Annotated in this window: 19 protein-coding genes; 10 read left to right on the top strand and 9 right to left on the bottom strand. The window is 39.6% G+C overall.

Annotation, left to right across the window (positions count from 1 at the left end; all coding sequences use genetic code 11):
* Positions 1-6: 6 nt before the first annotated feature.
* The 3 genes from H5203_RS03805 (at position 7) to H5203_RS03795 (ending at position 1,700) form a co-directional block, all read left to right on the top strand.
* On the top strand, positions 7-399 hold the full coding sequence (locus tag H5203_RS03805) for a hypothetical protein (protein WP_182734820.1): 393 nt from the start codon (positions 7-9) through the stop codon (positions 397-399).
* 21 nt (positions 400-420) lie between these two features.
* Entirely contained in the window at positions 421-1,383 is a 963-nt protein-coding gene (locus tag H5203_RS03800; RefSeq protein ID WP_145233684.1) for a zinc-binding dehydrogenase, read from the top strand.
* Positions 1,384-1,445: 62 nt separating this feature from the next.
* Complete coding sequence (locus tag H5203_RS03795; protein ID WP_145233688.1) at positions 1,446-1,700, top strand: DUF2999 family protein; 255 nt, start codon at positions 1,446-1,448, stop codon at positions 1,698-1,700.
* Positions 1,701-1,754: 54 nt separating this feature from the next.
* Here the strand turns inward: H5203_RS03795 and H5203_RS03790 are convergent, their stop codons facing one another.
* Complete coding sequence (locus H5203_RS03790; protein ID WP_259397101.1) at positions 1,755-2,480, bottom strand: flagellar brake protein; 726 nt, start codon at positions 2,478-2,480, stop codon at positions 1,755-1,757.
* 163 nt (positions 2,481-2,643) lie between these two features.
* Here H5203_RS03790 and lepB point away from each other — a divergent pair, with 163 nt between their 5' ends.
* Both lepB and H5203_RS03780 read left to right on the top strand, forming a co-directional pair.
* Complete coding sequence (lepB, locus tag H5203_RS03785; RefSeq protein WP_145233690.1) at positions 2,644-3,294, top strand: signal peptidase I; 651 nt, start codon at positions 2,644-2,646, stop codon at positions 3,292-3,294.
* A gap of 254 nt (positions 3,295-3,548) precedes the next feature.
* Positions 3,549-3,863, top strand: a complete 315-nt coding sequence (locus H5203_RS03780) for a hypothetical protein (protein WP_182730980.1) — start codon at positions 3,549-3,551, stop codon at positions 3,861-3,863.
* A 243-nt stretch (positions 3,864-4,106) separates the two neighbouring features.
* Here H5203_RS03780 and H5203_RS22790 read toward each other — a convergent pair whose 3' ends face one another.
* From H5203_RS22790 to metG, 3 genes are all read right to left on the bottom strand, one after another.
* Entirely contained in the window at positions 4,107-4,571 is a 465-nt protein-coding gene (locus H5203_RS22790) for a hypothetical protein (RefSeq protein WP_259401902.1), read from the bottom strand.
* Between the two features lie 145 nt (positions 4,572-4,716).
* Complete coding sequence (locus H5203_RS22785; RefSeq protein ID WP_259401901.1) at positions 4,717-5,079, bottom strand: response regulator transcription factor; 363 nt, start codon at positions 5,077-5,079, stop codon at positions 4,717-4,719.
* A 516-nt stretch (positions 5,080-5,595) separates the two neighbouring features.
* Entirely contained in the window at positions 5,596-7,620 is a 2,025-nt protein-coding gene (metG, locus tag H5203_RS03770) for a methionine--tRNA ligase (RefSeq protein ID WP_182759796.1), read from the bottom strand.
* A 176-nt stretch (positions 7,621-7,796) separates the two neighbouring features.
* On the opposite strand from metG, the gene apbC reads away from it, so the two are divergent.
* The 3 genes from apbC to H5203_RS23115 all read left to right on the top strand — a co-directional run bounded on the left by apbC (position 7,797) and on the right by H5203_RS23115 (position 12,203).
* The gene (gene apbC / locus H5203_RS03765; RefSeq protein WP_182819399.1) at positions 7,797-8,876 is read left to right on the top strand and encodes an iron-sulfur cluster carrier protein ApbC; all 1,080 of its coding nucleotides are present in this window, start codon (positions 7,797-7,799) and stop codon (positions 8,874-8,876) included.
* A gap of 3 nt (positions 8,877-8,879) precedes the next feature.
* A complete protein-coding gene (gene dcd, locus H5203_RS03760; RefSeq protein ID WP_145233702.1) occupies positions 8,880-9,467 on the top strand; it encodes a dCTP deaminase in 588 nt (195 codons plus the stop codon).
* A 216-nt stretch (positions 9,468-9,683) separates the two neighbouring features.
* On the top strand, positions 9,684-12,203 hold the full coding sequence (locus tag H5203_RS23115; protein WP_220495279.1) for a bifunctional diguanylate cyclase/phosphodiesterase: 2,520 nt from the start codon (positions 9,684-9,686) through the stop codon (positions 12,201-12,203).
* Here H5203_RS23115 and H5203_RS03750 read toward each other — a convergent pair.
* Together H5203_RS03750 and H5203_RS03745 are read right to left on the bottom strand one after the other, a co-directional pair.
* Positions 12,154-12,933, bottom strand: a complete 780-nt coding sequence (locus H5203_RS03750) for a CLCA_X family protein (protein WP_182819397.1) — start codon at positions 12,931-12,933, stop codon at positions 12,154-12,156. The genes H5203_RS23115 and H5203_RS03750 overlap by 50 nt on opposite strands.
* On the bottom strand, positions 12,930-13,535 hold the full coding sequence (locus tag H5203_RS03745; RefSeq protein WP_145233708.1) for a tRNA-uridine aminocarboxypropyltransferase: 606 nt from the start codon (positions 13,533-13,535) through the stop codon (positions 12,930-12,932). Before H5203_RS03745 ends, H5203_RS03750 begins: the two co-directional genes overlap by 4 nt.
* A gap of 150 nt (positions 13,536-13,685) precedes the next feature.
* Between H5203_RS03745 and H5203_RS03740 the strand changes: the two genes are divergently transcribed.
* Positions 13,686-14,030, top strand: coding sequence for an Hpt domain-containing protein (locus H5203_RS03740; protein ID WP_145233710.1), 345 nt, complete (start codon positions 13,686-13,688; stop codon positions 14,028-14,030).
* Positions 14,031-14,136: 106 nt separating this feature from the next.
* Complete coding sequence (locus H5203_RS03735) at positions 14,137-15,354, top strand: pyridoxal phosphate-dependent aminotransferase (protein WP_145233714.1); 1,218 nt, start codon at positions 14,137-14,139, stop codon at positions 15,352-15,354.
* A 71-nt stretch (positions 15,355-15,425) separates the two neighbouring features.
* Here the strand turns inward: H5203_RS03735 and H5203_RS03730 are convergent, their stop codons facing one another.
* The 3 genes from H5203_RS03730 to H5203_RS03720 are packed head-to-tail and all read right to left on the bottom strand — an operon-like array spanning position 15,426 to position 16,986.
* The gene (locus tag H5203_RS03730; protein ID WP_149981188.1) at positions 15,426-15,893 is read right to left on the bottom strand and encodes a glycine zipper 2TM domain-containing protein; all 468 of its coding nucleotides are present in this window, start codon (positions 15,891-15,893) and stop codon (positions 15,426-15,428) included.
* A 20-nt stretch (positions 15,894-15,913) separates the two neighbouring features.
* Positions 15,914-16,549, bottom strand: coding sequence for a penicillin-binding protein activator LpoB (lpoB, locus tag H5203_RS03725; protein WP_145233716.1), 636 nt, complete (start codon positions 16,547-16,549; stop codon positions 15,914-15,916).
* An 11-nt stretch (positions 16,550-16,560) separates the two neighbouring features.
* A complete protein-coding gene (locus tag H5203_RS03720) occupies positions 16,561-16,986 on the bottom strand; it encodes a YcfL family protein (RefSeq protein ID WP_145233718.1) in 426 nt (141 codons plus the stop codon).
* Positions 16,987-16,993: the final 7 nt, after the last annotated feature.

Below are 16,993 nucleotides of genomic sequence, written 5' to 3'. Positions count from 1 at the left end.
AAAACCATGAAATCTTTATTATTAGCAAGTTTATTTATCACCTCACCGCTGGTTATAGCTAACCCGCTATTAGGCAGTTGGGAGTTTGTGGAAGGGAAATATGCAGTTGAACAAGGTTATGTGACTGCCAAAGCACCAGAGCTGACCTCAGTTAAACTAATAACCGCCACTCATTTTAATTACATCACCCAAAAAAATGGCCAGTTTCATTATGCAGGTGGCGGGCAGTACACCTTAAAAAACCAACAATTTGTAGAGACTTTTGCTTACGGTAATATTGAATCGTTGCTTGGCAAAACCATGGCTTTTGATTACAAAATTGAAGGAGATTTGTGGCATCATTCTTTGACAGAAAATGGTAAGTTAGTCGAGGCCGAAGTGTGGCGCAAAATCGATTAACTCATCAATTCAGGAGCTGCAATGCAATTTATTTCTTATCAAGATCAGCATTTAACATTAAGCGACACCGCTAAACCGCAATTAAAAACTAATGAAGTGTTAATTAAAGTTGCTGCTATCGGCGTGAACCGCGCTGATTGTATGCAACGTCAAGGTAAGTATCCAGCGCCACAGGGCGACAGCCCCATTTTAGGGCTTGAATGCGCAGGCACAGTGATTGAGCTTGGCACCGAGGTTGATCAAAGTTGGCTTAATAAAGCGGTATTTACTTTGTGTGCAGGCGGTGCATATAGCGAATATGTGGCGGTCGATGCAGCACAATTAATGGCTTTACCAAGTGATTTAACTATGGCGCAAGGTGCAGCGATCAGCGAAGTATATTTAACCGCGTTTGGTGCGTTATTTCAACTTGGTAAGTTACAAGCAGGCCAAACAGCACTGATCCATGCTGGCGCAAGTGGCGTAGGTGGGGCTGCTATTCAAATGGCTAAACGTATTGGGGTAACGGTTGTTATTACCGCAGGTAGCGATGAAAAGTGCGAACACGCCAAAGCACTTGGTGCTGATCATGTAATCAACTACAAAACCGACGATTTTGTTGCTTACATGCAAAACCATGGTTTAACGGCGAACGTGATTGTTGATCCGGTATCTGGGCGCTATTTAAGTAAAAATGCAGCAATCGCCGCCATGGATTGCCAAATAATTATGCTGGCATTTTTAGATGGTCGCTTCGCAGAAGTAGATTTTGCACTCTTGTTACAAAAGCGTATTTCGTTTCATGGCTCAACACTGCGCAATCGCAGTCAAGCGTTTAAACGCCAACTACGCGATGAGTTTGTAGCAAAATTTTATGACGATATAGCAAATCAACAGTTTGATTTTAATATTTATAAAACGTTGCCTTGGCAAGACGCTGGTGAGGCACACGCCATTCTTGAACGAAACGAAAATGCCGGAAAAGTTGTATTATTAGTTCAGTAGTTTAAAAACCAATATTTGCCCATATAACTATGGGCAACTATAAAGCGATTTAAGGCAAAAACATGAACCCAATTATAGCAACATTAAAAGAGCACAATGTTAGCGATGAAAAAGTACACGAACTTTTTCAAGCATTTACTCAAAACCCAATGATGGCAATGGCACTTGTGCAGCAACTCGGTATTCCACCAGAGAAGTTACAAGCACTAATGGGTTTGGTAATGACCCAGCCTCATTTAATCAAAGAAGCCGCTGATTCACTTGGTATTGGTGAAGGTGAGCTTGAAAAAGCTAAGCAGCAGTTTAAAAACCAATAACGAGTTATCAATGAGAGTACATTTAGTTACTCTCATTTGTTAAACATGCAATTATTAAGCAATGTCTATCGTGTAAGCGGCCAATAAGTTTTGCATTTTTTGTTGTTCATGTGCGGCAAACTCGATGCCCACACTTAAACGATCTCCCTGCATTTGATTGTTGCGCACATGCGCACTGATCACCACGGCACTGTTGTCGATAGGCGATAGAACATGCACAAACACGGGGCGTTTCTTAAGCGCTAAAAACCCTGAATTAACATGCACAGTAAAGCGACAACCAGTCGGTGAAATATCGATGATCAAACCTTGCAATAGATTTTCACTGCCATAACTATGCGATTTATTAATGCTAATCTTTGCTGGTATATGGGTTTGTAAACGGCTGACTTCACGCAGTTGCCGACTCTCAATATTCTTAGGGTAAGCAAGGTAAAGTAACTTTTCTGGTCGAAAAGAAATAGCTAATATAGTGGTCGAAAAAGCGACGCACTCCCCACGTTCACCTTCGACTATATAGCGTACAATTGCGCCATTGCCTTCTTTTAACACATCAGCATATTGGCTTTTTTTTGCTTGGACAGGGTACTTTAAAATTAAATACTTACCAGCTTCATAGCCAACTAAAGAGAGTTTAAATCTGACACTTAATGGGTTGGTGAACTGAATGTCGATTAATTTACCAGGCAGTAAGTCTAAGCAAAACTTAGCTTTGCTAGCTTGCGCTGGTCTGTCTTGTGTAATTTCCATATATACGTAGTTATTATTATTTGTTTCCAAATAGTATCCATCAAAAGAACTAAAAAATCACTACGAAAAACGACTGGTATTAGTTTATTAGCCTTAATTAATAGAAGTAATACACGCCTTGTTACAAAGTTGATTGAACTGATAAATATCTGCTTTGTCTATTAAATAACATACTAACTTATGGAACAAAACTGTGAAATACCTTTATAAAATATGGAAAAATAATCGCTCGTTAATCGTATTTATCTCGCTGATGTGTGTTTTTAGAAGTGCAGTGGCTGACTGGTACGAAGTACCCACAGGTTCAATGCAGCCAACCATTGTTGAGGGCGACCGTATATTGACAGATAAAATGGCGTATGACCTACGAGTGCCTTTTACTAAAATTTCGCTGGTTAAACTAGCCGAGCCAGAGGCCGGCGATATTATTGTATTTGATTCTGTTGCGGCACAAAATCGCCTAATAAAAAGAGTAATAGGTGTACCGGGCGACACTGTTGCTTTAGTTAATAATCAACTTGTTATTAACGGTGAAAAGCTTGATTACGAAACTGTAGCTGAAACCGCCATAAACCGAGTGGAAATAGAGAATTTGCATGGCATAAAACATACCGTAAAACTCGCTAAGCAGCGCTCTTATATGCAAAATTTTGATCCACTTATCATCCCTACAGATATGTATTTAGCAATGGGGGATAACCGTGATAACAGTGCTGATTCACGAGTAATAGGCTTAGTACCAAGAGCTGAATTGCTCGGAAGGGCAAAGCGGGTGATAGTTTCACTGGATTACGATGACTATTATTTACCACGTAAAAACAGGCTTCTAAAAGAATTACAGTAATAGTAAGCGCTGTTATAGTCTGGTAAAGGATAGCACTGATAAAGAATAGTAGTGCAAAAAATAACAGCGCTAAAACTTAAAATAGCTTAGCGATTAAATTTAGCGTTGTTGACTCTCACCTAACAATAAACTGTATATAAAAATAGTGTTTATGATTTTGTCAGATATTACTGATCTCTAGCATTTTTGTATATTGCTGCATTTATAAAAAGATAAATATCGCAGACAGAATTGTTATATGTTTTGGAGGATTTATGCATTACATTCTGGTTTTTGCGTTTCTTTTGGCAATAAGTGACAAAGTTCTTGCCGATGAGTCAGTCACAATTTTTGTAAAGGAAACTAGCTATTCAATAAACAGCATGGATGAAGAACTTAACTCAGCAAAATTAGAAAGCAAGCTGAAACAACTAAAGTTTTCACTGGTAACATTAGTCGTTGACTATTGTGCGGGCCCAGTTATGGTTGCTGAGGTTTATGTCGCACTCGCAAATGCTAACTCCTCGGTTAAAAACCTTCACCTAAAAGCAAGTGGCAGCCATGAAAAAAGTAAATGCAAAAACGTATAAAAAATTGCTTAATTTCGTTCCGGCCACAAACTAAAATGGCTTCCACTGCACTGCGGCAGCCAATTAGCAATGCGTTAAGTTGCATAATGAGCTATGAATTCACCTCAAATATCAATTGAACATTCCCCTACAATATGAAATGGCAGATGTAATGCGCTTCAACGACCATTTACAAAAATTGAGCTAACAAATCTGTTAAGGTAATGATGCAACCTGTAGAGATGTTATGTGCTAATTTTTCACTTATTCAACAGCTTTAAGGCGTTTTGTCATAGCTTGAAGTTTATCTTCTAGAGTGAAAGATAGTACCAATGTTTCTTCAACAACGTCTTTAGTTTCATCGATTAACCCCATCAGCTCTGATTCTTGTGCTTCATCCAACCCTAAGGTAATCATTTTTGATTGCACCATTTGAGATAAATCATTAACGAGCATTTTTACTTTTGTATCTTGCTCTAAACATAACCTTTTTATTGTAACAAAATCTTCAATAAGTTGGCTTTTAAGATTATTTAATGCAATTTTACGTATGTTATTGTTTTCTTCTAATTGTACTTCAATAAAGTCTATTCGACTTTCTATAATGGTCAATAGGATAGCAAAGTTATCGCGAAGGCGGCCAAGTAAGTCTTCATCTCTTGCATTGATCCCTTTTACTATCATTGTGCAAGTAGGCGAATTAAATAATAAATTGGAACTAAATGGCACTATTCGCTTAGCTCCTCGGCCTAATTCAAGAATTTCTTTTTCTAAGTCAGTAATAGTGTGTTGTGGAAATTGGTGATATTGCTTTGCTACTCTAAACTCGACACAACAGCTCGCGCCTAAATTGGTAAAATAGTGTTGGATATTGCTAAAGTAAGGTGTTCAGATCCGCTACTTTAAGATTGTCGGTAAAAAATTTTACTAAATCTCCAAGTTCACTTGCCTGTTGCATCGATGTGAAAGCGGTAGATGAAGCTACTTCGAACATTTCTTTTAAGTTGTTACGCTCTGTAATACGCAGCTCAACACGTTTTAATTTTTCACAAAGTTCTTTGAAATCGACTGGCTTAGCAATATAGTCATCGCCTCCATATCCATAAGCGGCGAGTTTGTCTTCACTCGATGTTAAGGCTGAGATAAATATAATTTCACACTCGTCGTACGCACCGCATTCCTTTATCTCTTTAACTAAATCGTAACCCGTGAAGTCATTACTAAGTAAGATATCCATCAGTACTACCTATGGCTGATGCTCTTCCATCAAAGCTAAGATAGGTTCACTCCCATCAGATGAAGTAATGTCATATTGCTTAGATAGCACCATTTCCATGATATTTCTATTTTGAGGGTTATCGTCGATGGACAATATTTTCACATGCACTCCTAAATTTAATTATCCTTATGCTGCATTATTTGATAATAGCCATGGAAATGGTTACCCGCAAATAATAAACTCATTTATGTTTTGAGCGCAGGCTTGGAGGTCAGCTTATTTTTAAAATAAGAAAAGGCAAGTAATTTTAATTACATAGGCACTCATGCTAAATTTTGTAATGTCTAGCTTAAGCACTACAATTAGGTAAAGTATGCAGCAGGAAATAGAACCAAATAGATTGTTATTGCGTCCTTTCGTTTTTTCTGACGCTGAATGTGTTGCAAAATTGGCTGAAAAAACAATTTGTTCTGGCAATTAAAAAAGCCGTTGTTTAAAACAACGGCTTTTTAGTGTTAACTAGTTAAAGTCGAATTACATTACACGCATACCTGGCTCTGAGCCGTCGTCTGGGTTCAAAATATAGATTTCTTTTCCACCAGGGCCTGCTGCCAGTACCATGCCTTCTGACATGCCAAAGCGCATCTTGCGTGGCTTCAGGTTGGCAACCATAACCGTAAGTTTGCCTTCAATGTCTTCAGGGGCGTAGGCTGATTTAATACCTGCAAATACTTGGCGTGTTTCGCCGCCTAAGTCGAGCGTTAGTTTAAGTAGTTTATCAGCGCCTTCAACGTGCTCTGCTTTGGCTATTTTCGCTACACGTAAATCTACTTTGGCAAAATCGTCAAATTCGATTTCAGCTGCAATAGGCTCTTTTGCCAAAGGGCTGTTTGGATCGATTTTGTCTTTTGCAGCGAGTAAGCTTTCTTTTGATTCTTCGACCATTTTATTTACTTTATCCATTTCTACACGTTGCATTAACGGTTTAAATTTATTGATAGGGTGGCTAACAAGCGCAGTTTGCGCGCCTTGCCAAGATAGATCATCATTTAAGAAGTCTTCTACGTTTGCCGCCATACCCGGTAATACCGGTTTTAAGTAAGTCATTAACACGCGGAATAAGTTAAGCCCAAGCGAACACACTTGGTGAGCTTGTTCTTGTTTCGTCTCGTCTTTGATCAATACCCATGGTGCTGCGGTATCAATAAATTGGTTTGCTTTATCAGCAAGCGCCATTATTTCACGAATAGCACGGCTATAATCACGGTTTTCATAGTGCTGTGCAACGGTATCGGTAGCTGCTTGGAATTCAGCTAATAATTGCGGCTCCATGACAGTGTCACTTAATTTACCGTCAAACTTTTTAGTAATAAAACCGGCGCAACGGCTGGCAATGTTAACCACTTTACCAACTAAGTCTGAATTTACACGTAGTGCAAAGTCCTCTAAGTTTAAGTCCAGATCGGTGATGCCGCTGTTAAGTTTAGCAGCGTAGTAATAACGTAAAAACTCAGGGTCGAGGTTTTCTAAATATGTACGCGCTTTAATAAACGTGCCTTTCGATTTAGACATTTTAGCGCCATTAACCGTTACAAAACCATGCGCGAATACATTGGTTGGCTTTCTGAATTTTGCGCCTTCAAGCATTGCTGGCCAAAATAAGCTGTGGAAGTAGATAATATCTTTACCGATAAAGTGGTAAAGCTCAGCGTCAGAACCTTCTTGCCAAAATGCATCAAAGTCGATGCCTTGTTTGTCGCATAAGTTTTTAAAGCTGGCCATGTAACCAATTGGCGCATCAAGCCAGACATAAAAATATTTACCAGGCGCACCAGGGATTTCAAAGCCAAAGTAGGGCGCATCGCGGCTGATATCCCATTGTTGCAGGCCATCGGCAAACCATTCGTCTAGTTTGTTGGCCATTTCTTGCTGAATAGTGCCGGAGTGAAGCCACTCTTTTAACATGCCTTCAAATGCTGGCAGGTCAAAAAAGTAATGCTCAGAGTCTTTAAGTACTGGCTCAGCACCTGACATCACAGAGCGCGGGTTGATAAGCTCTGTTGGGCTATATGTTGCGCCACATGCGTCACAGCTGTCGCCATTTTGGTCTTCAGACTTACAAGTTGGGCACGTACCAGTTACAAAGCGATCGGGTAAGAAAATGCCTTTTTCAGGGTCAAATAACTGTGAAATAGTATGCTTTTTGATATGACCGGCATCGTTTAAGCGATTATAAATAAGCTCGCTGAATTCTTTGTTTTCTTGGCTGTGGGTGCTGTGGTAGTTATCAAATTTAATATTGAAGTCTGCAAAGTCACGTTGACGTTCAATGCTGACATTTTTTACCATTTCTTCCGGCGTGATCCCTTGCTTTTGTGCATTGAGCATAATTGGCGTGCCATGGGCATCGTCGGCGCAAACATAATAAGCTTCGTGGCCTTGTAGTTTTTGAAAACGTGACCAGATATCAGTCTGAATATATTCCAATAAATGGCCTAAATGTGTTGGGCCGTTGGCATAAGGTAATGCACTGGTAATGAGGATCTTTCGCTGTGCCATAATCATTCCGAATTGACGGTTCCTGTTAAGGAACGGATGAAAATCATAATATTATCAGCAAACCTAAAGGAAACACCTTCGTGGTTGGCCGATTTTCATTAATTGACTGGTGTTAATGCCCTGAATGTTACATAATTCCGAGGCAATTTTCATCAAAGAAACACTATTTTATTGTTATGTTTGGATTGTCGAAACTATTCTCCTCTAAATCGGTGCAAAAACAACCGATTCTTACTGCCTTAGCAGGGTATCGCAGTGCCGCTTTTGCTGTCGGCATTGATGAAAAATTCATTAAAAGCATTGAATCAAAAAATGATAAATCAATATTGCTTCATTTAACGCTGCCATTTGCTGCGTTATCTGAAATGCCAAAGGTAGCAGCGTTTGTAAGCCAACAACTTAATCAAGCAGTGACAATTAACGCAAGCATTGAGCTGACTGAAGCATCTAAGTTCAAAGCGATAAAACATATTGTGTTGATTGCATCAGGTAAAGGTGGTGTAGGTAAATCAACCACCGCGGTAAATTTAGCGGGTGCACTCAAAGCTGAAGGCGCAAAAGTGGGAGTTTTAGATGCGGATATTTATGGCCCGTCTATTCCAATGTTGCTAGGCCTTGAAGGAGCAACACCCACGGCTAAAAATGACAAGCAATTGCTACCATTTGACGCTAATGGCATCAAAGCACAATCAATTGGCTTTTTAGTGCCTAGTGATGATGCCACAGTTTGGCGTGGACCGATGGCGTCGGGCGCATTAACGCAACTGTTAAATGAAACTGCATGGGGTGAACTTGATTACCTGATTGTAGATATGCCACCAGGAACTGGGGATATTCAACTTACTATGAGTCAGAAAGTACCTGCCAGTGGCACGGTGATTGTGACGACTCCGCAAGATTTAGCACTTGCTGATGCGCAAAAAGGCATTGCCATGTTTAATAAAGTGAATGTGCCAGTATTGGGCTTGATTGAAAATATGAGTCATTTTTTGTGCTCACATTGCGGCAAACCAAATCATGTGTTTGGCAAGGATGGCGCAATAAAATTAGCTCAGCGTCATGGTGTGCCTGTGTTGTCGCAAATTCCTTTGGCGATTGATATTCGCGAATACTCAGAGCAAGGCAAATTAATTGCGATGGATAACCAGGCTGCGGTGAGTGAAACATATGCTGATGCTGCGCGGCTGATTGCCAGTATGCTTTACTATCAACAACCCCATCATAATTCAGTCGAAATTGTGATTACGGATGATTAATTAATGAGATTATCAGATACCCATATTAAAGAATATATTGCCCAACAGCGTATTATTATTGAGCCAAGTCCGACCGACGAAATGATTTCTGGGGTAACGGCAGATTTACGTTTAGGTAATAAGTTTCGTGTATTTCAAGATCATACAGCAGCTTATGTTGATTTAAGTGGTCCAAAAGATCAGCTTAATAAAGCAATGGAATCAATAATGAGCGATGAAATCGTGTTAAAAGAGGGCGATGCATTCTTTTTACACCCAGGTGAATTAGCCCTTGCGATGACCTATGAAAAAGTCACGTTGCCGGCAGATATCGTTGGCTGGCTTGACGGCCGTTCATCTTTGGCACGTCTAGGTTTAATGGTGCATGTAACGGCCCATCGGATTGATCCCGGTTGGTCTGGTAATATCGTGTTAGAGTTTTATAACTCCGGTAAATTGCCGTTGGCATTACGACCAATGATGAAAATCGGCGCTATGAGCTTTGAGACCATGTCAGGCCCTGCTGAAAATCCGTACAACACGCGTAAAGATGCTAAATATAAAGATCAAACCAGCGCAGTTGCAAGTCGTATTAGTGATGATAGTAACTAATTAAAATATAGCTTTAAAATAAAGGCTTATCATTTGATAGGCCTTTTATTACTTAAAAATATAATCACTCGATTTAATTACCATACACTCTACTTAAGCATTTTACTGACATATTATTCCCAAGTTTAGGTTATTTACTGGCAATTTCACTTAATACCTCCATACTTTAATTATAGTTTTATAATGTACTGTTTATATAATGCACATGGAGTGACAGTGGATCAGGCAAGCATATTAGCGCGAACATATTGTATAAAGATTTTGTTAATATTGTTTAGCATCACTGCTACAACGCCTTTGCTGGCTGATGAAGTGATTTCCAGTGGCTGGATAGTGCCAGCAAATACGCCTTTTCAAACTACCAAACCTCTACTAGAACAAGTTGTCGCTACAGACTCAAAAACAGATTTATCACATGTTCGTATCAAGGCAGAGCAAGGCTATTGGTTTATTATTGATTTGGATAAACAGTCGCAATCAAAGATTGAGGTAATTTATGCAGATAACTCCCATTTAGCACAGCTTGATTTTTATACTCTTGATGAGAATTTCAACCCGCTAGTTGAAGTAAATAATGATGCATACCGTTACGTTAATAAGGTACTGCCACACGCACTGTTACCTGAAGATGAGGCTCGTTGGGCTGTAATTTACGCTCGCCATAGTGAAGATGACAGGCTGAGCATTGGCCTTGCAACTGGTAATGAGTTTGCCAATTTGATAAACAAGAAACTGCGAAATTTCTTTTTAATTACCGGGCTATTACTGCTGTGTCTTGCCGTTGTTGGCACTGTATATGGTTTATCTCATCAAGCAAAATCGCTTTATTTACTTGCTTACCTAATGTGTGTATTGAGTGAGTTTTTAATAGCAAAAGGGGTGTTGAATTACTTTAATATTGAATTTGCGTCTTTATGGTACACAAAGTTACAGTTTTCATTTCAAGTTATAGCCTTAGGGGTGGTCAACTTTTACTTTATTCATTATTTACAGTCGCAAAATCTTTTAAACGCTCGACAAGATAAGTTAACAGTTTATATAAGCTTATTTTGTGTTGCAGCACTATTTAGCTGTTTTATGAAGCAATCAGTGCAGTTTGCTGTAGTGACCGTGTGTTTGGGTTCTATGTTGGTGGTGATGAGTTATTTATTTTTTTATTGGCTTAGTAATACCAAAAAAGCGATGCAATTTAAGTTTGTACTGGTTTGGTTTGCAGTGGCTTTACAAACTTTATGTTGGCAAGCAACGCTGGTGGCTGGTGCACAGATACAGCAACTTAATGATATGTTACTGGTGCTAAATGTAATTACTTTTGTGATGTTGTTACTCATTCACGAGCGTAAGTGTGTTATGCAATATAGCTACAGCCTCACTCACGACGATGATACAAAACTACCTAATAAACAGTTACTAATAGAGCGTCTTGATAGTCAGGTGAAATTATCAACAGAGCATTCTTTACTGTTATTTAGGCCTGCTGTACTGATTAATGCTCGAGCAAATTTTGGCTATGAACATGTAAATGAGCAGATAAAATTAACCATGGGCAAATTAGCCCAGCAATTAGCCTCAATGAATGTACTGTGTGTTGAAGCTAACCATCAGCATAGCCGTTGTATTGCCAGGTTAGATGACAGCACCTATGGGGTTGTAATAGTCGGCAAGTTAGAATTAAGCCAAGTAGAGCAGTTTGTATGTGTGATCAATAGCGTTTTTGCTGAGGGTCTCACTCATCAACGCATTCACTTAATTGATAAAGTTGAAATCGGTGTAGCAAATTATCCCTTACATGCCAGTACCTCATTACAACTAGTCCAGAGAGGGCTGCAAGCACTGGCGGTTAAACCCCTTCATGGTGAACGCTGGCATATGTTTAATATAGAGAATGTGACGTTATCGCAACGGCGCATTGCGATTGCATCAGCTCTAAAAGAAGCCATTGAATGCGATCAGCTTAGTTTATTTTTTCAACCACAGATATATCTAAACACCGGTAAAGTGTACGGCGCGGAAGCTTTATTACGTTGGGAGCATCCACAATTGGGTAATGTTCCCCCTGATTTATTTATCCCTATTGCTGAATCATCAGGGATAATTTCAGATTTAACCGAATGGGTTATTACGCAAGCACTGCAATATCAAAAGAAAATGATTGTATTATTGCCTGAGCATATTGTATCTATCAATATTTCGGCTAAAGATTTGCTGCGTAAAGATTTACCAGTGTTATTTATAACGTTGTTGAATGAGCATCAACTCAACCCGGCTAATGTAATGTTAGAACTAACGGAATCGGCAACACTCTTTGAGGGGGTTGATATAAAAAATGCCCTGAATGATTACCGTTTAATTGGCGTTAAAATAGCAATTGATGACTTTGGCACGGGGTATTCGTCACTCGCGTATTTGAGCAAAATGGGCTTTGATGAAATAAAAATAGATAAGCAATTTGTAATGAATATTGAATACTCTAAAAATGATCAAACAATTTGTCGTGCTACCTGTGATATTGCCAAATCACTGGGTTCATACGTAGTGGCCGAAGGGATAGAAGATAGCCAAAGTATGGCTAAATTACAAAGCTATGGCTGTGAAGTTGGTCAGGGATACTTTTTTTCACGACCATTACCGTTTGACGATTACATGCAGTGGCTTGAAGAAAATCTTGAAACCACCACTGTATTTGTTAATGATCTTGAAAAAGTCGTTGACCTAATTGGGAAAAATAATTATTAAGTGCGTGATTACAAATTTTCAAGCTATCGTGTTTAGGATAAATAAGTGCTGAGCTATTGAGCCCGGAGACTAAAAAGTGATTAACGATCTGCTCATTACAAGCAATACATGCTTCAAAACTACGCGCAGCTAGCTCTTCAGGCATACTCATATAAAACTGCTGCTGTTGTTTATCAAATTCTATACAGTCTAAAACATATTGATTAGCGTGTTGACCGGTTGGTTCTAGAAATACTCCTTGGTAAAACTTATTTAATGCTAAGTTTAGTGGGTGACTTTGCTCAATCGTGTGCTCCAGCCAAAGTTTAGAGGCAAAATGCTGTGGCGAATGCTGGGGAAATATGTGCTTAGTTATGTGATGATCAAACGCATGAAACCATTCATGCGCCAGCGCGCCACCACCTGCATTTTTTGCCAGCGCAAGAGTTCGAGTACGGCTATTATAATATGCTTGGACGTGTTGTTGACCGCCATGGCCAAAAGCAAAATTGAGTTTCCCCCTCAGACCAATGGTCTTTGGCGGCACTTGCAGTATTTGCGCTAAATCGGCTAGTGCGTCGTAAATTAAATTAGCACTAATAAAGCGTTCTTCTTTGGTGACCCATTTACCCACCACCATAGTACGAAAACCAAATGTATCGCGGATATCACTAAAGTCAACTTGGTCATCAAATCGATAATCCGGTCCCTGGCGGAAAAACCCGCGCTTTAAGCGATTATTGGCACTCATTTGGCTTGATAACGCGCTTTAACATGCTCAGGCATAAACTGGGTTTGTTTGCTGTTGAGTGCTTCCAGTGCGTGATACAGAGGTTCAGGGTTAATATGCTCAATCAAGGCTAAACTATGTGCAACCGCTTCTAATGTGGAGAGGCTATCTGCACGGGGAGCTTTGCGAATACGATATCGGTTTTGTGGGATCGTCGTAAAGCTGACCTTTTTAAAAGCCGCAAGGGCTGGGGTAAGTTGCATGATCTTAAATGCTTTTTTCCAGGTGCCATCGATTACAATTAGATGACTTAACCGGCTTTTAAATTGTTGTGCTGCGGTACTTTCATCATCCAGTAGGATGGCATTATCATCAGGGTAGAGTAAGGCTGTTGTGGCAACGGGTAGTGTGCTTAGTTGTGCAAAATCAGCCTGCGTTTCTCCTACCATGATGTCGTATTGCGTTAGGCACAGTGTGAGTAAGCGGGCGGTGTTTTTAGTGATTTTTACTTCGCTAGGATGCTGCAAAATTATAACTTTGAGTTTATTTTCCAGTACCGACAAATCTTCACAAAGGCACGTTTGTAGACTAAATTTACAATTAACACACAATGAACGGGACATAAAATAATCTTGTTTAATAGCAATAAGTTGAAAAACCCGCTAATTATACGCTTAATGAGACAATTAGTTGGTTTTTTTTCTATAGAACGATAAAGTATAAAAATAATATAAGTTACTGGTTTAGTGTTGCTAAATACAAAAGGATGAATAATGAATACAATAGTCATTGATGAAAGCGCATTGGAAAGTATGGAATCGTTATTAGGCGAGCAATTTAGCGATACGCTGACTTTTTGTTGTGCTGAATTTGAACGATTAGGCTCTGAAGTATTGGCTACAATACATAGTGATATCCAAGTCGCAAGTCGCCATGCTCATAGTTTAAAATCAAATGCTGCGCAGTTTGGTGCCAGCAGTCTATCTCAGGTGGCCAGAGAAATTGAACAAAGCTTAAATAATAATGATGTTTCTCAGGCGCTTGCGGCAGCTCAGCAGCTTGACAACCAAGTTGCCGGTTCAGCAGCTAAGTTAACTGATTGGTTACAAAGCCGTTAGTTAGCTATACCCAGACGTGAATTTATTTCAGTTTTGAAGTATTAAATCCACTGGTATTTAGCCCCTTTACTAGGTTAATCTAGCTGTTCCACTAGTAGAGGTAAAAATGTCAGAAATTAAAAAGAGTCATAAATTACAAGGCGTTTGTTATGACATTCGTGGGCCGGTGTTAGTTCAGGCTCGCAAAATGGAAGATGAAGGCCAAAAAGTTTTAAAATTGAATATTGGTAATCCTGCGGCATTTGGGTTTGATATGCCTGAAGATATGCACCGCGATATTATTCGTAACTTGTATTCAGCCCAAGGCTACTGTGACTCCAAAGGCCTCTACTCAGCCCGTGTGGCTATTTATCAGCACTACCAACAACGTGGTTTATATAATCTAGACGTCGATAATATTTATATTGGTAATGGGGTCAGTGAATTAATTCAAATGACGACCCAAGCTTTGCTGAATAATGATGATGAGGTGTTGATCCCAGCACCTGATTATCCATTGTGGACCGCTTCAGTCAAACTTGCGGGTGGTAATCCAGTCCATTACCTATGTGATGAAGAGCAAGATTGGTTCCCTGATATTGCTGATATTCGAAGTAAAATCACGTCAAAAACTAAAGCATTAGTGCTGATCAACCCTAATAATCCGACGGGTGCAGTATACGACGACGCACTTTTACAGCAGTTAATTGATATTGCACGTGAACATAAATTACTGTTATTGAGTGATGAAATCTACGAGAAGATTTTATACGATGGGATCACGCACAGCTCCATTGGTGCACTGTGTGATGATGTGCCGATCATTACTTTTAATGGCTTAGCAAAAACCTATCGCGCAGCGGGTTTGCGTATGGGGTGGATGGTATTAAGTGGCCGTACTGCATTGATGGATGATTTACGTAAAGGTTTAGATATCTTAGCCTCTATGCGTTTATGTGCCAATGTGCCGGCACAATATGCGATCCAGCAAGCATTAGGTGGCGTACAGTCGATTGATGATTTAATAAATCCCGGTGGGCGTTTATACGAACAACGTGATATTGCATGGCGTGGTTTAAATGCGATAGAAGGTATTTCGTGTGCAAAACCAAAAGGAGCATTGTACGCATTTGCCAAAGTAGATACTGAGCGTTTTAATATCAAAAATGATGAAAAAATGATTTTAGATTTACTCAAAGCAGAAAAGATCTTACTGGTTCACGGAAGAGCATTTAACTGGCCAAATCCAGATCATTTCAGATTGGTATTTTTACCTAACAAAGATGATTTAACGACTGCTATGAGTAAGATGCAACGCTTTTTCAGCGATTACAGACAAAGCTAACGTAGTAATAAAGTTATAAATACTAAAAAGCGAGCATTAATACTGCTCGCTTTTTAGTTTAATGTAATAGCTTAATAGGCTTTATCAACGCGGACTGTATTATCTGATAAATATACTAAGCGCACGCTGTCGCCAGTTCTAAATATCATTTGATTGTCTTTGTCTTGTACCACCATAAATTGTTCACCATTTTCAACTTTGATCATTAACTCGACTAAGTGGTATTGATTATAATGGCTGCTTTGTTGCCTGTTGTTCGCCACACTGCCACCGATGACCGAGCCTAAAATAGTCGCTGCGGTGCGACCACTGCCGCCGCCAAATTGGTTACCAATAACGCCACCAAGTAATGCACCGCCAAAGGTTTTCCAGCCACTATTTTTGTCTTGAACAAGTTCTTGCTCGGTAATATTACGTACAGATTGAACACTGCCAAATAGTACTTGCTGGACAGGAACGGCTTTATTGCGTTCGTACGCGGCAAAGCTTGGATTACTGATGAGCAGGGCTGTACACAGCCCAAGTATGAGTTTATTCATCATTTACCTCCTCAGCTGAATTACCAGCCAAAGGTTGATTTTTCGCGGGTTTTACGAATTTCTGTTTCGTCCGCCCATTCTACTAAGCCACTTTTTAAATCCATTAAGCGCATTGTGAATTTATAGTATACGTCGGCTTTATCGGCATTCGATTTTACGATGCTCGACAGGTTGCCATAAAGCATATACTGCGCGCCAACTTGTTGGCCAAATGCAATCGCTTTAGTTGGGTCTACTAGGGCATCATCATTTTGAAAGTTCAATTGTTCTCGAGCGGCTTCTACGCGGCCCATATCAACAAAACGAAATTTACCACTGCGCAATAATTGTGTTGAAATTGAATCGGTAATTGATTCAGTATCAATGTGTTCACTGGTTTTGTTTTTTATACGTTCAACAAATACGATTGGTCGAGTATTAGCTGTTAATGTGCCGACCACAGGTGATGCCAACAGTGAATCCGTCATTTGGCTGGCGACTTTTTGTAAGTCAGTTGAACCGAAGTTAATATCAGTTGTTTCTACAGCTTGTGCGTCTCCGTAGCTGACTACGGCTTTATTGGCACAGCCACTGAGGGCAAGCGCACTCAAACCTAACAACGCAAAACCCGAGAGTGTTTTAAGCGTTGGTTTTTTAGTTGTGTTTACTGTATTCATAATGGTGTCCTTTAATCTTTAAATTCTTGTGCTTGTGTCGATACTTCGCGTACCGCTAATGAAAATGTAACCGCATCAGATGTAGGTGCAAGGCCAGGCAGTTGCACGTTAGCAAAACCAAATAAAGTCAATGATTGCCAAGGAGAATGATTGCCTTTGATCACAAAACCATCGCCGTCATACCAGGTAAATTGATACTGTAAATATTGTGATTTTTTATACTGACTCGAAAGTGTGACAACAACATCAGTTAATTGATTCGTTTGGCGAGTCTTTACATCACTAATGGCCAGCTTTTTACCTAGTGCAGGATTATCGACTTTTAGCTGTTGTTGGTATTGCGCTGAAGCTTGTTCAACACTTATACCTGATGTAGTCGGTCTACTGGTACAGGCAGCAAGTAGACAGACCGTTAATAATGGCACTAAATATTTCATGATAGCT

The organism is Pseudoalteromonas sp. SG41-1, assembly GCF_014164575.1.
GTDB classification, from domain to species: Bacteria; Pseudomonadota; Gammaproteobacteria; order Enterobacterales; family Alteromonadaceae; genus Pseudoalteromonas; species Pseudoalteromonas rhizosphaerae.
This window is presented reverse-complemented; position numbering and strand designations above follow the sequence as displayed.

Excerpts from the sequence above, each read along its gene's own strand:
- H5203_RS03805 (WP_182734820.1), top strand. The coding sequence starts at position 7 with ATGAAATCTTTATTATTAGCAAGTTTATTTATCACCTCACCGCTGGTT.
- H5203_RS03800 (WP_145233684.1), top strand. The coding sequence starts at position 421 with ATGCAATTTATTTCTTATCAAGATCAGCATTTAACATTAAGCGACACC.
- H5203_RS03795 (WP_145233688.1), top strand. The coding sequence starts at position 1,446 with ATGAACCCAATTATAGCAACATTAAAAGAGCACAATGTTAGCGATGAA.
- H5203_RS03780 (WP_182730980.1), top strand. The coding sequence starts at position 3,549 with ATGCATTACATTCTGGTTTTTGCGTTTCTTTTGGCAATAAGTGACAAA.
- H5203_RS22785 (WP_259401901.1), bottom strand. The coding sequence starts at position 5,079 with ATGGATATCTTACTTAGTAATGACTTCACGGGTTACGATTTAGTTAAA.
- metG (WP_182759796.1), bottom strand. The coding sequence starts at position 7,620 with ATGGCACAGCGAAAGATCCTCATTACCAGTGCATTACCTTATGCCAAC.
- apbC (WP_182819399.1), top strand. The coding sequence starts at position 7,797 with ATGTTTGGATTGTCGAAACTATTCTCCTCTAAATCGGTGCAAAAACAA.
- dcd (WP_145233702.1), top strand. The coding sequence starts at position 8,880 with ATGAGATTATCAGATACCCATATTAAAGAATATATTGCCCAACAGCGT.
- H5203_RS03750 (WP_182819397.1), bottom strand. The coding sequence starts at position 12,933 with ATGAGTGCCAATAATCGCTTAAAGCGCGGGTTTTTCCGCCAGGGACCG.
- H5203_RS03745 (WP_145233708.1), bottom strand. The coding sequence starts at position 13,535 with ATGTCCCGTTCATTGTGTGTTAATTGTAAATTTAGTCTACAAACGTGC.
- H5203_RS03740 (WP_145233710.1), top strand. The coding sequence starts at position 13,686 with ATGAATACAATAGTCATTGATGAAAGCGCATTGGAAAGTATGGAATCG.
- H5203_RS03735 (WP_145233714.1), top strand. The coding sequence starts at position 14,137 with ATGTCAGAAATTAAAAAGAGTCATAAATTACAAGGCGTTTGTTATGAC.
- H5203_RS03730 (WP_149981188.1), bottom strand. The coding sequence starts at position 15,893 with ATGAATAAACTCATACTTGGGCTGTGTACAGCCCTGCTCATCAGTAAT.
- lpoB (WP_145233716.1), bottom strand. The coding sequence starts at position 16,549 with ATGAATACAGTAAACACAACTAAAAAACCAACGCTTAAAACACTCTCG.
- H5203_RS03720 (WP_145233718.1), bottom strand. The coding sequence starts at position 16,986 with ATGAAATATTTAGTGCCATTATTAACGGTCTGTCTACTTGCTGCCTGT.